Origin of the sequence: Clostridium beijerinckii HUN142, from assembly GCF_000621745.1 — a bacterium.
In the GTDB taxonomy this organism is placed as follows: domain Bacteria; phylum Bacillota; class Clostridia; order Clostridiales; family Clostridiaceae; genus Clostridium; species Clostridium beijerinckii_A.
The window spans coordinates 334349-349737 of sequence record NZ_KK211335.1 but is presented as its reverse complement, the minus strand read 5'-3'; the positions used below and the strand labels follow the sequence as shown (position 1 = coordinate 349737).

The 15389-nt window shown below is 29.1% G+C and carries 11 protein-coding genes and 1 riboswitch; of the genes, 2 read left to right on the top strand and 9 right to left on the bottom strand.

The genetic code is table 11. The features are described 5' to 3' along the window. Nucleotides 1–111: 111 nt before the first annotated feature. From T483_RS0119790 to hflX, 7 genes are all read right to left on the bottom strand, one after another. Entirely contained in the window at nt 112–864 is a 753-nt protein-coding gene (locus T483_RS0119790) for a prepilin peptidase (protein ID WP_026888383.1), read from the bottom strand. Nucleotides 865–1101: 237 nt separating this feature from the next. Beyond that, nucleotides 1102–1184, bottom strand: a riboswitch (cyclic di-GMP riboswitch). Nucleotides 1185–2070: 886 nt separating this feature from the next. Further along, nucleotides 2071–2808 carry a YebC/PmpR family DNA-binding transcriptional regulator gene (locus tag T483_RS0119785; protein WP_026888382.1) on the bottom strand — a complete coding sequence of 246 codons (738 nt, stop codon included), beginning with the start codon at nt 2806–2808 and terminating at the stop codon, nt 2071–2073. 375 nt (nt 2809–3183) lie between these two features. Further along, on the bottom strand, nt 3184–3831 hold the full coding sequence (locus T483_RS0119780) for a YigZ family protein (protein WP_026888381.1): 648 nt from the start codon (nt 3829–3831) through the stop codon (nt 3184–3186). A 398-nt stretch (nt 3832–4229) separates the two neighbouring features. Then, nucleotides 4230–5672, bottom strand: coding sequence for a PLP-dependent aminotransferase family protein (locus T483_RS0119775; RefSeq protein ID WP_026888380.1), 1443 nt, complete (start codon nt 5670–5672; stop codon nt 4230–4232). 289 nt (nt 5673–5961) lie between these two features. Next, entirely contained in the window at nt 5962–6882 is a 921-nt protein-coding gene (locus T483_RS0119770) for a nucleotidyltransferase domain-containing protein (RefSeq protein WP_026888379.1), read from the bottom strand. A gap of 439 nt (nt 6883–7321) precedes the next feature. Then, nucleotides 7322–7873, bottom strand: a complete 552-nt coding sequence (locus T483_RS0119765; RefSeq protein WP_026888378.1) for a hypothetical protein — start codon at nt 7871–7873, stop codon at nt 7322–7324. Nucleotides 7874–7955: 82 nt separating this feature from the next. After that, nucleotides 7956–9746, bottom strand: coding sequence for a GTPase HflX (gene hflX, locus T483_RS0119760; protein ID WP_026888377.1), 1791 nt, complete (start codon nt 9744–9746; stop codon nt 7956–7958). 596 nt (nt 9747–10342) lie between these two features. Here hflX and hpt point away from each other — a divergent pair. Further along, on the top strand, nt 10343–10864 hold the full coding sequence (gene hpt, locus T483_RS0119755) for a hypoxanthine phosphoribosyltransferase (protein ID WP_026888376.1): 522 nt from the start codon (nt 10343–10345) through the stop codon (nt 10862–10864). A 99-nt stretch (nt 10865–10963) separates the two neighbouring features. Here hpt and yunB read toward each other — a convergent pair whose 3' ends face one another. Beyond that, nucleotides 10964–11635, bottom strand: a complete 672-nt coding sequence (gene yunB / locus T483_RS0119750; RefSeq protein ID WP_026888375.1) for a sporulation protein YunB — start codon at nt 11633–11635, stop codon at nt 10964–10966. 106 nt (nt 11636–11741) lie between these two features. On the opposite strand from yunB, the gene T483_RS0119745 reads away from it, so the two are divergent. After that, nucleotides 11742–14216, top strand: a complete 2475-nt coding sequence (locus T483_RS0119745) for a transglycosylase domain-containing protein (RefSeq protein ID WP_026888374.1) — start codon at nt 11742–11744, stop codon at nt 14214–14216. 92 nt (nt 14217–14308) lie between these two features. Here the strand turns inward: T483_RS0119745 and T483_RS0119740 are convergent, their stop codons facing one another. Next, entirely contained in the window at nt 14309–15169 is an 861-nt protein-coding gene (locus T483_RS0119740) for a YcdB/YcdC domain-containing protein (RefSeq protein WP_026888373.1), read from the bottom strand. Nucleotides 15170–15389 lie beyond the last annotated feature (220 nt).

Genomic DNA, 15389 nt, shown 5'->3' with positions numbered 1-15389 from the left:
GAGTCTCACCTTTCCTATCAATTATAAATAAAATGCGGTATAACACCTTATAATTAGTATAAGTTTGCTATTTGATTTACACAAGTAAAGTTATTGTAAAAAAGTGTATCTTTACAATAACAAGTTCCAGTAAATCTTTAATATTTCTGCTCCATAAAGCATTGAAATCAAACTTCCTATTGCTATAAAAGGACCAAACGCTATCTTTTCTTTTGCTTTCTTTAATTTTAATATTAAAACAATTATTCCTATTATTCCACCTAGTATAATTGCTAGAAATAAGCCTAATAAAATTCCTTTAACTCCTAAGAATAATCCGCACACAGCCGCAATTTCAATATCACCTTCACCCATTCCCTTTGTTAGAAACACTATTAACCCTATGATTATTGCTCCTAGTAATCCTCCTAAAATTAAATCTAGAACATTATTCTTATATAAAACATATTGTAATAATATAAATAAAAAGCTAGTTATTCCTCCAAAAATCGTAGTACTTGTAAATACAAACTGCGTATCAAAATCTATAGCACTAATTACGATTAAAAGGGATACTAAAATACAATATTTTATGGTGATTAGATCTAATCCAAACTTTAAGTATACAATTAAATACAATAATCCATTTAAGATTTCTATAAGAGGATATCTTATAGAGATTTTTTCACCACAATACCTACATTTTCCTCTAAGAAATATATAGCTAAATACAGGTACTAGATCTAGTGGATTTAAGTTATGTTTACAGGTTGTACAATGGGATGGTGGGAATGCAATTGATTTTTCTATAGGAATTCTATAAATACAAACATTTAAAAAGCTACCTATAACTAGTCCCAAAATACATATTAATGTATAATCCAAAAAATCACCTCTCATTGTATATTTTAATATTATTTAACTTTTTTGTAAACGTTATTGTGTATAAACTTGTATTTTATTCTCATTTTTTCAAAAATATTTAATTAAAATTATATCAAAATAATAAAAATCTCTTTCTCTATTTTAGTCATAATTAACTAAAATACATCTTCATATATCCTCGCTCTATTTGTAAGTATATTACAAAATCTCTTAAAAAAGATAAAAACCGGCCTTTATAAATATAAAGGTCGGTTGCACTACTAACTCACCATATATAAAGTGCCCAATCGAAATATATGGTTCAAAGTTTCCTTATAACAAAATATACTTGCTCTTTCTTTTATTTCTTACATAACATATTAAATACAGCTAATATATGCCATAGTAATTATACCATAATGATCATTAATTGGTCTATCTTGTGTGAAATTTTCTTCTAAAAATATTAATAATTATTTACTGAGTAGCACAACATTTTGGGCCATTTTTTATATAAGCACTTGGAATAATTACTATCTATATTTCTATGTATACTAAGCCCCAAATAATATAATTCATTCTCTAGGAAATTATTCAAGGCATTATCTGATAATTTAATATAAATGCAAATTAAACTTCCCAGAACATATGTATAATATCATGTTTACAAAAAATTTACAACTATTGAATAATATTGTTAATCACATTTTACATATCTACCCTAGAAAATGTTGGTTTTTAGTCTAAAAAAAATTGGACAATTGAATTTACAAGGAAATAGATTATTTGTGAAATAGCTTAAGTATTATTGCTTTTTACTGCAAAGATAACTGTATTTTATCTTTATTAAGTTCAACCTACTATTGTTTTTATTTCCCCCAACCAATCACCAAACTTTGGCTCAAACCTTAATTTTATTTAAGAAATCATTTATACTCAATTAACATATATTACATAATTTCGTAATACTTGTTTGCTATAATAACATTGTAAGATAATTTCTTACTAATTATTTATCCTTCTATTTTTAAAAATATAATAACCGTTTAGGGATAGCTTGTTGTACCAGCCAAGCTATCCTTTCCTTTTACAATTAATAAATCTACAAGTAACAAAAAACACTTTCAATATTAATTAACTATGTATATCAATATTGAAAGTGTTATTATTTTAATAAATATATTATTATCCAGCGATTTCTTCACTTTTATAGTAACTTAAAATGTTCTATTCATCCCATCCTTCAGGGAATTCAGCGTTGTGGTAAACTTCTTGAACATCATCATCGTCATCAAGTAAGTCTAACATCTTTTGGAACTTCTTAGCATCTGCTTCATCTATTGCTGTGTAAGTATCTGGGATCATCTTTACAGCAGCTTCTAAGAATTCAATACCTTTTTCTTCTAATGCTTCTCTGACTGTTCCGAAATCTTCAGGTGCAGTTGTTACTACAAATACTTCCTCTTCTGATGCGAAATCTTCAGCACCAGCATCTAAGGCAATCATCATTAATTCATCTTCATCTTTATCTTCTTTTTCAATGACAATTTCACCTTTTTCTTGGAACATAAATGATACACAACCTGATGTACCCATGTTTCCGCCGCCTTTTGTAAATGCACTTCTTACATTTCCCGCAGATCTATTTTTATTATCAGTAAGAGTTTCAACTATTACAGCTACTCCACTAGGTCCATAACCTTCATAAACTATATTTTCATAATTAACTGATGATAATTCCCCAGATGCCTTTTTAATTGCTTTTGAAATAGTATCATTAGGCATGTTTACTGCCTTGGCTTTTGCAACTACATCTCTTAACTTTGCATTTATATCCTGGTTAGCTCCACCATTTTTAACAGCCATCACAATTTCTTTACCTATCTTAGTAAAAATCTTACCTCTTTTTGCATCTGTCTTGCCTTTTTTTGCTTGAATGTTATGCCACTTTGAGTGTCCTGACATATGTTTTCCTCCTTACTTTATTTGTAATAATTATCTATATTGTTATAAATATAGATTGCAATTAAGTTCCTACATTTTCATCTTATTTTAGCACTTAATCTACTAGAATTCTAAATATAGCTTTACTACTTGCAATATATATAGTATCTATTTGTAACGATTATTATTACAAGTTATTCATTTAACTAATGATCTTTGCTTTTAAATACAAAATTCAACAGCTATTATACCACATTTTACATAAGTTCACAATTATCTTATTGCCAATAATTCTCTTTATAAGCTTTATCAAAGTATAATATTATGTTGCAATTAAGTTTATGGATTTTTGCCATAACTGAACATCTATCTCATTAGAATTTAAATGTATACTAATTATATTTTCAAGTATAGTCTATTTCCTTCTTTAAAATATATAGCCTCTTCACTTTTTCTAACTATCACTTTTCCGTTAGTAACTTCTACAATCTCATTTTCCACATCTTCAGCCATTAACTTTTCTGCTAATATATTTACAACTACTTTATCGCTGTATTCTGTATCTTCTATATGCCAAGAATTTTGACCGCATGTATATTGAACTTTTCCAAACAAATCATATTCCATCTCAAAACTTAATTTCAAACCTTCAACCTTTTCCACAACGCCAGCTGATTTTATTGCGATACTGGCACCTTTTGTATAAGCTCTAGTTAAACCACCTGCCCCCAAAAGTATTCCGCCAAAATATCTTGTAACAACCACCACACAATCTGTTACTCTACTTTTTTTCATCACTTCAAGAATTGGTATTCCTGCTGTCCCCTGTGGTTCTCCATCATCAGAGTATCTTTGAATATTCATGTCTCTGCCGATTATATATGCTGAGCAATTATGTCTTGCCTGCTTGTGCATATTCTTTATCTCATTTATAAAAGCTTTAGCTTCTTCTTCATTTTCTACCCTTTTTGCATAACCAATAAACTCCGACTTCTTTTCTTCAAATCTATCTTCACCAAAGTCTTTTACTGTAATATACGACATATCAATCTAGCTCCTTTTCAATTTTAAATCATCAGCATATATAGTACGTATACTAATCTAAAATATTTTTATAGATACTTGAATACTTAAAATATTATAATACTTTCCCATGCTGCATTTTTACTGCATATTCTAAAGAATATATTGTACAGAATATATATTATAATATTGTTTAAAATATATATTCTAAAATTCTTAAGAATATTAGAATATTAACACAAAGTGAAACTTAGCCTCAAATGGAGTTTTCTAGGTGCCCCTTGAGGGTAAATCTCCCACTGAAGGTTAGTTGAACTTGTCTAGGGTCGTGCCACTGTTATCTCCCTCTTTAATAGAAGATAGGAGTGTTACAGTGACTAGACATCAGATAAAACTATTAGAAAAAAATCTCTCACTAATTAATTTAACTCCGCCCCTCTATGTTCTTTGGCTAAAAGCAATTCTTCCTTAAGTATTTTCATACCTTTCTCAATCTTTTCTTTATCTGTTTGATAAAAAGCTATCCTAAAAGAATCTTGTCCATCATTTTGCGATGTAAAGAACATAGTTCCTGGAGTAATATATACATTTCTTTTTTTAAGTTTCATAAAAAGTTCTTTGGTATTAATCTTAAATTCATCTTTTAGAGTTATATAAAAATTCAATCCACCTTTGGGATCTTTGTATGTTAGCATATCTTTAAATTCACTATCTAGAATTGTTTTTAAATGCATATATCTCTTTATATATTCATCATTTAGATTTTTAATATTCTTTTTCCACTTATTACTTGAAATATATAATTCCAAGGCTCTCTGCATTAAACTTGAAGTAGTTATATCTGTATTGTGCTTTGAATTTTGAAGAGTTTCACTGAATACTTCTGGTGCAACTAAGTATCCTAATCTTATTCCTGGAAGAAATATTTTCGAAAAACTTTTTATATAAATAACCCTATCATTTTTATCAAGCCATTTAAACGGCACATATTCCAATGAATTTTCATATATAAGTTCCGATAAATAATCATCTTCAATTATGTAAAAATCATAAATTTCCGCAAGATCTAAAATTCTCTTCTTTTTTTCTATATTATAACTTACTCCAGTTGGATTTTGAAAATAACTCATTGTGTAGAAACACTTTATTTCGTTTTTCTGTAATATCTTCTCAAATTTATTTAAATTTATCCCATCTTCATCAATTGGCACTTCAAACAAATTAACTTTTCTCCATTTAAATACTGATAGTGCTCCTACATATGTTGGCTTTTCAACTATTATATTATCATTTATATTTAATATTCCTTTAGATGCAATATCAATTCCCTGTTGAGCACCTGATATAATTATTATGTCTTCATTGTTTAATTTATTATTCCAAAATACTTTATTTATAGTATAAATAAGATTAGTATATCCATTTCTATTATCTGAAAGTAATGCATTTGCACCATCTCTTTCTAAAACTTCATTTATAATTCCCTTTAAATCATCAATAGGGAATAACACTTCTCCTGTAGTTTCCCCAGTAAAATCTATTACGTTTGTCAAATCTCCCACAGATATCTTTTTTAGTGTATTTGAATATTCTCTTCTAAAATTTGAGGCTACTTCTTTTCTTTTTGCATAACTTCCGCTTCCTACCTTTTGATAGGCATACCCTTCTGATTTAAGTTTATTATATGCACTAACTATAGTAACATTATTTACTCCTAATTTTTTTGATAATTCTCTTATGGTTAAAAGTTTGTCTCCTTCCTTTATCTTCCTCTTATCAATTAAACTCTTTATATAATTAGCTATTTGAATATACTTAGGAATATCGTCATCTTTAAACATAAAGTCTTTATAAATATCCATAAAACTCTCCTTTAATTGATTGTAAGATTATTTTGGCACATAAAACAAATAGCAAGTCCAAAATTACCATGAATATTTTTCATAGGACAAGAAAGTAAAATGCCATCATAGCGGGCCTATTATGGCATTTTTCTGATGAGCAGAGAACCCAAATCTATAATTTGGTGTGAATCAGTTAAGCAGACATCCAAATCTGTGCTTTGATGATGGTTGCTTACTCTGTGAGTACTCAGTGAGCGCATGCAAGTCTATCTTCCAATGATAGAAAATAGGCTAACTGATTGGCTTGTTATTTTTTTGATTGTGCCTCATAACTCTTATATGAATACACATTCTCACTAACTAATTTTTCACTAGAAGTCAAATCCAAATTTTTAGTATCTTTCATTATTAAATTTCTCTTGTATAATTCCTTTAGTATGTCTTCTATTTTTATATTAAATTCTTTGAACTTATCACTATTTTTTATTTCAAAGGAACTTAAAAATGCATTTTTTTCATATAAATAATCTAATAAAGACTTAGCTGCCTCATTTATATTTTCATCTAAAAAATTCTCGATATAATCTACAGAATTTTGTATATTTTCCTTTGTGCATTTATCATTAAATAACTTATCAACTATAACATTAAATCTATTATTTAAATTTATAGCCATTTTTACCGCATCTTTACTTACAGTATATCCATTTAAATTTAAATATAATTTAGCAAAACTATCTAATGCTCTAATTAAAACTTCATAAGATGTAAAAACGCTGTTATTTTGTAAATACTTTTTAGTTACTCTAATATCTTTTATGACATTACCTAAATACACCAAGTTCCAAGTTTCTCTATATTTATCTAAACTATATTTAGCTTTATTAAAAATACTCTCAATCTCATCATCTCTTGAAAATATTATTTTAGAAGATATTAGTAGATTCCTTATAATTCCCTTATTTCCATTACTCTCGTATAGTTCTAAAAAGTTCTCCTTATTCAAAACTTTTATATGTACCGGTATTCCTAGTATTTCTGAATATATATCCCTAACATTATCAAATATATCCTTATATACAATAAATAAATCTATGTCGGATTCTTCCCAAAGATCACCGCTAACTATACTTCCAAATGCAAATACAGCTAAAACCTTTTTGTTAGTCTTCAATGCATTTATTAATTTTTCAGAGGATTTTTGATATTCCAATATGGATTTTGACATTTCACTTCACCTTCTTCTACCAAGACATTGTACACTTTATTTATCCGATAGCTAGCATCTGTAACACTTCTGCTTCATTTAAGTGAAAAATACAGCTGCATGCTTCTTTAGATTGTTCCCTTTAGATCATAAGTTCAATTATTAGGATTTAGATAAAAACTTAATCCCCATCTGAAACTAGTTTCACTTTACATCAAACTTATTAACATTATAACGTAAAGAAATATTTATTTAAAGGTACTACTTTACAGTACTATTCAAATCTATAGATTTGAAGAACAAAATCACAGGCTAATACAATTTCTTTTTTATTCTTTTTAAAATACAAAAACTAGTCAATCAACCTTTTTTAAGTTATACCCTCAAGGAGTACCTCGTCCACAGATTTTATTGGAATATAAATTCCTAGAGAACAAAAAAAGATTCTTAAATATAATATTTAAGAATCTTCTGTTCTATTTACAAATGGCGGACAATCTTTATCCATCTTTTTTATCTGATGTATGTAAATTCTCATGCGTCTGCTTAATGATTCTAATATATGACTAAGTTCATGATTCATTGCATAAACCAGCTCCAATGATTCCCTCAGTTCTTTTCTTTCACCAAAAGTATTATTTTGTATTGCCTGTGCAACTCCTGCTATATTTAAAGATGATATAGAAATAAAGTATAATGCATCAAGTAAAGGACGTACTTCTCTGGTAAAATAAGTTAAGCTTATCTGCTCGATTCTAATTGAAGCAACATTGGTTTGAGCTGTACTAATTTGAGCTATTGCTGCACTCATGTTTGATAACTGTTCTAATACTTGATTCTGCATATCTTTTAATTCATCATTTAAATCTGATGATACATTTTCATTATTTGCACTACCATCTGCTTGAGTCGCATTAGCACCTGTACTTCCCTGATTCAATACTCTTTGGGCAGTTCTTAGTGATCTTGCACTTCTCGGATCTCTCTGATCTAATGGTCCACCTGTTTCCATAAAATATAGTCTCCTATAACAATACTTATTTTAAGTATATTACAGAAGGACTATATTTATTATTATATTTAATTAGTTAACCTTATACCTTAGCGTATTCCTGAGTTTTATTAAAAACTTCATCATCTACTTCTGCTACCATATATGTTCCATTATCCTTATATTCTTCTTCAAGTATTCTAGCATTTCTATGTAAGAAAGACTGAATATCACCTTTCTCATAAGGTATTAAATACTCTACTTTTCTATAATTATATGGCAATTTTTCTTCGATTAAACTTAGTAATTGATCTAAGTTTGTTTTTTCTTTAGCTGAAACTTCTATTATATCAAAATTTCCAACTGCAAATTCTTTAATTCGTGCTTTCTGTTCTTCAGTAGCTTTATCTATTTTATTTAAAACCAATATCGTTTCCTTATCTATAGCCCCAAGCTCACTTAGAACTTCATTTACAGCATTATATTGATCTATTGCACTATCTGAAGATACATCTATTACATGGCATAGAAGATCTGAAAATATCACTTCCTCTAAAGTTGACTTAAAAGCTTCCACTAAATCATGAGGTAGTTTTCTTACAAAACCAACTGTATCTGTAAGAGTTATTACTCCTTTTCTATTTAGTGTTATGGCTCTTGTTGTAGTATCCAATGTTGCAAAAAGCATATTTGCTTCAAATACTTTTTCCTTTGTCTTATTTTCCTTTTTAGCTGCTAAATCGCAAAGTGTATTTCTTAAAGTTGATTTTCCTGCATTAGTATATCCAACTAAAGATACTTTAGGAATATTTTCTTTCCTTCTCTTCTCTCTTTGTACTTCTCTAGTTCTTTTAATTTTTTTAAGTTCATCTTTTAAATCATATATTGTTTCCATTATATGTCTTCTATCTGTTTCAAGCTTCTTTTCTCCTGGACCTCTAGTTCCTATACCACCGCCTGTTCTGGATAATATAGTTCCTAATCCCTGTAATCTACCTAATCTATATTTCAATTGAGCAAGCTCTACTTGAATTTTTGCTTCCTTAGTTTTAGCCCTTGTTGCAAATATTTCCAATATTAGCGTTGTTCTATCTATTACTTTAGCACCTAATGCAGCTTCTAGATTTCTAACTTGAGATCCTGAAAGTTCATCATCGAATATTATTACATTAGCTCTTTCTATCTGTCTCATAGAAGCAATCTCCAATACCTTACCTCTTCCAATAAAGTATGCTGCATCAATTTTACTTCTGCTTTGGAATACAGTTTTTAAAACAGGTATATTACAAGCTTCTGTAAGCTCTGCTAATTCCTCTAAACTTTCCTTTGTATCAGAACCAACTAATATTGCTTTTTCTTCTGTTTCCTCTATAACATCGTTAATCTTAATTAAATTTTCTATAAATCTTATTTTATCTAAAATATTTATAGACATAATTTCATTTAATGAAAGATTACTTTTTTCTTCTGTTTCTAATTTATTATTATATAAACTAAGCATTCCCAAAGAAAAATCTATTATCTTTCCATCTACTATAGCTACTGATACAATTGCATCTAGTTTTAATTTCAATAATGCTGTTAAATCTAGAGCTGAAAGATTACAATAACCATTTGGATGAGTATGTATAACTCTAACACCCGATAATCTCTTTTCCTCAATGTAAATTATTGGAACCTCCACAGATGTAGAATCTCCAATTGCAACAGATGTAACATTTCCTTTTCTATTTATACCTACACTAATTTCTCTTTCAATGAAACTAGAAATTCTAGAAATAATATTTAAAATTTCTTCATTACATATTTCATCTTTTAGATTTTTTATAGAATAAATACTCTCTAAATCTTCTATTAAAGATTTTCTTATTCCTTCAATATTTCCATATATCATAATAAACACCTCACATTAGCCAAGGGATATTAAAGAAAATAGCAAGTCATTGTGTTGTCTATTTCGTTCCATACTGCGTCGTTAGGTTCACCTCATATCTCTCTATGAGGTGAACCTTCCTCTGCTTTACTCAAAATATACACATTATAAAAAACAGCTATGCACTTATAAAAAGAGTAGCTATGCTACAATACTGAACTTTTCTGCATATAAGAACTTTTCTTCACATCTTTAACTTGTTATTTTACCTCATATCCCTATCTTGACAACTTTCATATAATTTTATACTATTAATTCATTAATTATAACTTTAATAATCTACAATTGACAATATACAATTTATAAATTTAGAGTAAATTATCACATAACTTGAAAAATATGCAACAATATATAAATGCCTTTAAATACTTTATCTAAGGTCATATCATATATTCCAAAAAAACTTAATTCATCAAAAATCAATTAAACTATCAGTTATTTGTAAACCAAATAGAATGAATTACGTTATTAAGAACTTATATGTTATTAATAATAAGCTGTGTGTTTTTAAGTAAATGTGTGCATTGAAAAATAAATATAAAAGGAGTTTTTTTAACATGGAAGATAAGAAACGTAACATTCTTTTTTCTGAAGAACAAATTAATACAAGAATAAAGGAATTAGGAAAAACTATTGCTGAGGATTATAAAGGTAAAAAACTTTACATTTTATCTTTACTTCGTGGAAGTTTTATCTATGCTGCTGATTTAGCTAGAGCTATCGATTTAGATGCTAAAATAGGATTTATGACTACATCAAGCTACGGACATAGCGAAACATCTTCTGGATCTGTTAAAGTAGTTAATGATGTATCTGATAATATTGAAGGATGGGACGTTCTTATAGTTGATGATATAGTTGATACTGGAATCACAATGGATTTCGTTTATAATTACATAAAAGATTTGAACCCAGCTTCTGTAAAGACTTGTGTTCTTCTTGATAAACCTTCTCGTAGAAAAGTAGATATTCAACCTGATTACTGCTGTTTTGAAATTGAAGACGTATTTGTAGTTGGATACGGATTAAACTACGGTGATTATTACAGAAATGTTCCTTACGTATTTAATTGGGAATAAAATTCAAGAGTCAAACTGTTTAATTTAATTTTAAGAAAAAAGGTTATAAGGCGAATTCTTATAACCTTTTTTCTATAGATATACTGTTTATCTACACCTTTAATTTGTATCTCCACTCTTACTCTGGTCATTGGTAGGAAATCCAAGAGTTGTATTTGGTATTTTTCCAACTATGATTGTGTCTGAAACAGGAACCTGTGTGCTTACTTCAGCATCTTGATTCCTTAGTGGCAATCTAAGTCTAATTTTAGCTGTAACATTTAAGTATATCTTATGTCTAGTTTGATTAATTCCAGCACTTTCAAATTTAGATTCATAACTTGTACTTATATTTCCTATAGGCTCTATCTCAACACTTATCTTAGGACCAATATTATAAAAGGCACTTTTATCACTCATCCAGCCTAAAGGAACTTTTATTGTAGCGTTCTTCATATCACTTAATTCTTTATTACATTCTGTAGATAATTCAGCTGCTATATAATTTAATTTCACAGTATCCGCTTGAATTAAAATTATATTGCCTTGGTTGTCCTTTTGAATTTTTACCATCTCATCATACTTAAAATCCTGTGATAAAATATCTACACTTTTTTTATTTATTATATCTAATGTTTGGGACTTTGCCATTATTGTCGCTATTTCTGTCACAGAGGGCATGACCCTTTGATCAAAAAATACTACGCTTATGTTTAAAATGACAATAATAACTATAATAAGTACTATAAATGATATGTATTTATGCGTTTTTCGTCTTGTATAATATTGCATTGTCAACACCTTTATTATTGAGTTATTTATTTAATCATACTATAATTATGCTATAATGATATAGAATATTATTAAATTATATACCTTGTAATTTTAGGAGGATAAAATGGCAATTAATGATAACGTGAAAAACCCAAACAATGCTCCACGAAAAAAAAAGCCATCTAAAAAGAAAAAGAAGAAATCAAGAAAAATTTTTAGGGGCATATGTTTTGGTTTTATATTTTGTTTTCTTGCAATGTTAGTAGTATCCGCAGGTTATGCTTTTGCTATTATAAAAACTACGCCTCCTCTAAATGTCGATGCTGTATTAACGTTAAACCAACCTTCCAGTATATATGATAGTGCTGGGGACTTTATGGATAATATGCAGACTGACGAGGAACGTTATGTTATAGATTCGAGCAAAATACCATCTAACTTAAAAAATGCTTTTGTATCCATCGAGGATGAAAGATTCTACCAACATAATGGAATAGACATTCAGAGAATTGTAGGTGCAGCTTTTTTAGATGCAAAGAGATTTGTTACTGGACAAAAGGGACTACACGGAGCGTCTACGCTAACTCAGCAATTACTTAAGAACACAATTTTAACTAATGATGTTTCCCTTGAAAGAAAGATAAAGGAAGCTTATTTAGCTATTAATTTAGAAAAGGCATTAACAAAAGATCAAATTTTAACAGCTTATTTGAACACAATCCCGCTAGGCGGTCATGTATATGGAGTAGAGGCTGCATCTTTATTATATTTTGGCAAAAGTACATCTGATTTATCTTTAATTGAATGTGCATACCTTGCTGGAATTACTCAGGCTCCAAGTTCATATAGCGCTTATAACAATCAAAAAGATCCAACCCCTTACATTAATAGAACCCTTACGGTTTTAAGTCAGATGCATAAACTTGAATATATTGACGATGCTCAATATGACAAGGCAGCTAACGATGTCAAAAATGGCGGTTTAGTATTTAAATCAAGTAAAAAGGACTATAGATTAAATTATGAATGGTTTGTATATCCAGCTGTATCTCAGGTAAAAGAAGACTTAAAGGAAAAATACAAATATTCAGATGAAGAAGTATCTAAATTAATGGTTAATGGTGGTCTTAAAATCTATACAACCATGGATAAAGAGCTTCAAGATTTTACACAATCTACTTTAGATAATTATAAAAACTTAGGAATTAATAACAAGGAAAGCTACGATAAAGATGGTGTTCCTTTATTACAAGCATCAGCAACAATAATGGATTACAGAAATGGTCATGTTCTTGCAATGGTTGGGGGACGTGGTAAACAAGGTCCGCAATCAATAAATAGAGCTTATAATGATTTGCGTCCTATCGGATCGTCTACAAAACCATTAACAGTATATGGTCCTGGTATTGATCAAAAAATCATAACAGCTGCAACACCTATAAATGATGCACCAATACCTCCTGAAATCGGAAAGAAGTATTCTCCATCAAAAGATGGTCCTTATAATCCTCTAAATTCTCCTAATGAATATTCAGGACTTATGACCTCAAGAGATGCTCTTACTCACTCAAAGAATACTGGTGCAGTTTTAACAGAAGATAAGATTGGTATGAAAACTGGTATTGCCTACGGTGAAAAACTTGGTCTAAAGTTTAATGCGGCTTCTAAATCATCAATGGCATCTGTTGCTTTAGGACAATTCAATAACTCGCCAAGTGACAGAGACGGTGGTAATACATCTATCTTAGCCGCAGCATATGGTAGTTTTGGTGATAACGGTATATATACAGAGCCTATGCTATACACAAAAGTAGTTGATTCTACAGGTAAAGTTTTACTTGATAATACTTCACCAAAACAAACAAAAGTTTTTTCACCACAAGCTGCATATATTCTATATGATATGTTAAAAGGACCAGTAAATGAATATAATGCTACTGGTGCAAAGTGGGGTAATATGCCTGTTGCTGGTAAAACTGGTACTACCTCTAATTCCACAGATTTATGGTTTGCAGGACTTTCACCTTACTTATCAGCTTCTGTTTGGATTGGATATGATAAGCCTCAAGAACTTCATGGTAGTTCAAGTGGGTGCGCTGTTGTTTGGGGAAAATTAATGGCTAAAGCTCATGAAAATTTAGAAGTAAAAGATATAGAAGAACCTAGCGGAATAGTAAAAGCTAGCGTTTGTAAGGATTCTGGTGAACTTTCAACCCTTTTCTGTAATTTTGACCTCAGAGGAAGCAGGGTTTATGAAGAATTATTTATCGATGGAACGCAACCAACTTCAAATTGTACAATACACTCTGGTACTAATCGATATAATTTTAATAACGGGTCTTCAACGCGTTCAAATTCGGCAGATAATGGTTCAGGTGATACTTCAGGGGATTCCGAAGCTCCTCCTGTAACTAATAATAATACATTAGCTCCTCCTGTCGTTGGCAGTACAGAACCGTCGCAAAAAAATGAAGCTGAAAATGGTAGTGAGAATACTAACACTAATTCTAATAATGCTAGTAATGGCAGTAACAAGACTAATACTCATAATTCCTCTGGACCTGGTAGTAATATCCAGCATCCTCCAACAACAAATTAAGTATTGTAAAACTTATTAGTTTGCTAAATTTTAAATTTCTATAAAATGAAAAAGATAGAGGATAATCAAATCACAGATTGTCCTCTATCTTTTTATTTATTTGTAATCACTTCTTTTTCAGCGCCATCTTTTAATATATTTAAAATATTACCACTCTCGGCGCTAATAAAAAACTTCCAACTAATATTTGCACCCTTATCATTTTTACCATCTATAGTTACAATGTAACATACTTCATATACTGGGCTTTTTTCTTTTTCCATTCTATCATCTGCGTAAACTAAATCAGTTTCATCTTTAACTATAGTTTCTTTGTTATATTTTTCAAAAGACTCCACGGATATTTTTTTAGCTTCTTCACTAGAAATATTTATTACAGGATCTTTACATTCCCTTTGCATTGTAGAGTTAGAGTACCCATCTAGAAAACCGTTTTCTTTATCAATGTTTAATTTTATTTCATCGAAATAAAATGGATATCCATTCTCCTGTTTTGTATATATGAATGAGTAATATGGCAGCTTTTTAGAGTCCTCATTACTATTTATTGTCTTTAAAACCACATCTCCGTAATATATATTCTTTAAGTACCCTTCTGCTAAAGTTCTAGCATCTTGTAAATTAATTTTGGTTGCATTTGCCGGAATTTCTTTTTTAGCAAAACCTATTACATTATTATCTTTATCTAAATCTATACCAAAACCTTGAGTTACTATACTTCTATGAACTAATTCATTCTGACTATTTAGTGTTCTTCTTCTTTCATATTTTATAGATTCTAAATTTTGTTCAGTATTTATTGCATTAATTAAATATAACCTAGTCATAAAAGCTTTAGATGCCCTAATATCTTTTGCACCTGGACCAATAAAATTATACAGTATTATGACTATTATTATAATAAGACAAACTAAAACTACTCCCCCTATAATACTCGCCTTCCTTAATTTCATTAATTACCTCCCTTGCAAACTTAACATTTCTGTTTTCCATTTTATTATATCATATTTTTTATATTAGGCACATTCAAAAAAATAACAAGTCTATTTACCAGCCAATTATTCATATAAGTTCTAAAAAGTTCAATTCATCAGGGTTTATATTGAACTATCAGGTACTGCAAACCAAATAATTCTACTGCGAATGAATTATATTATTTAGAACTTATATATA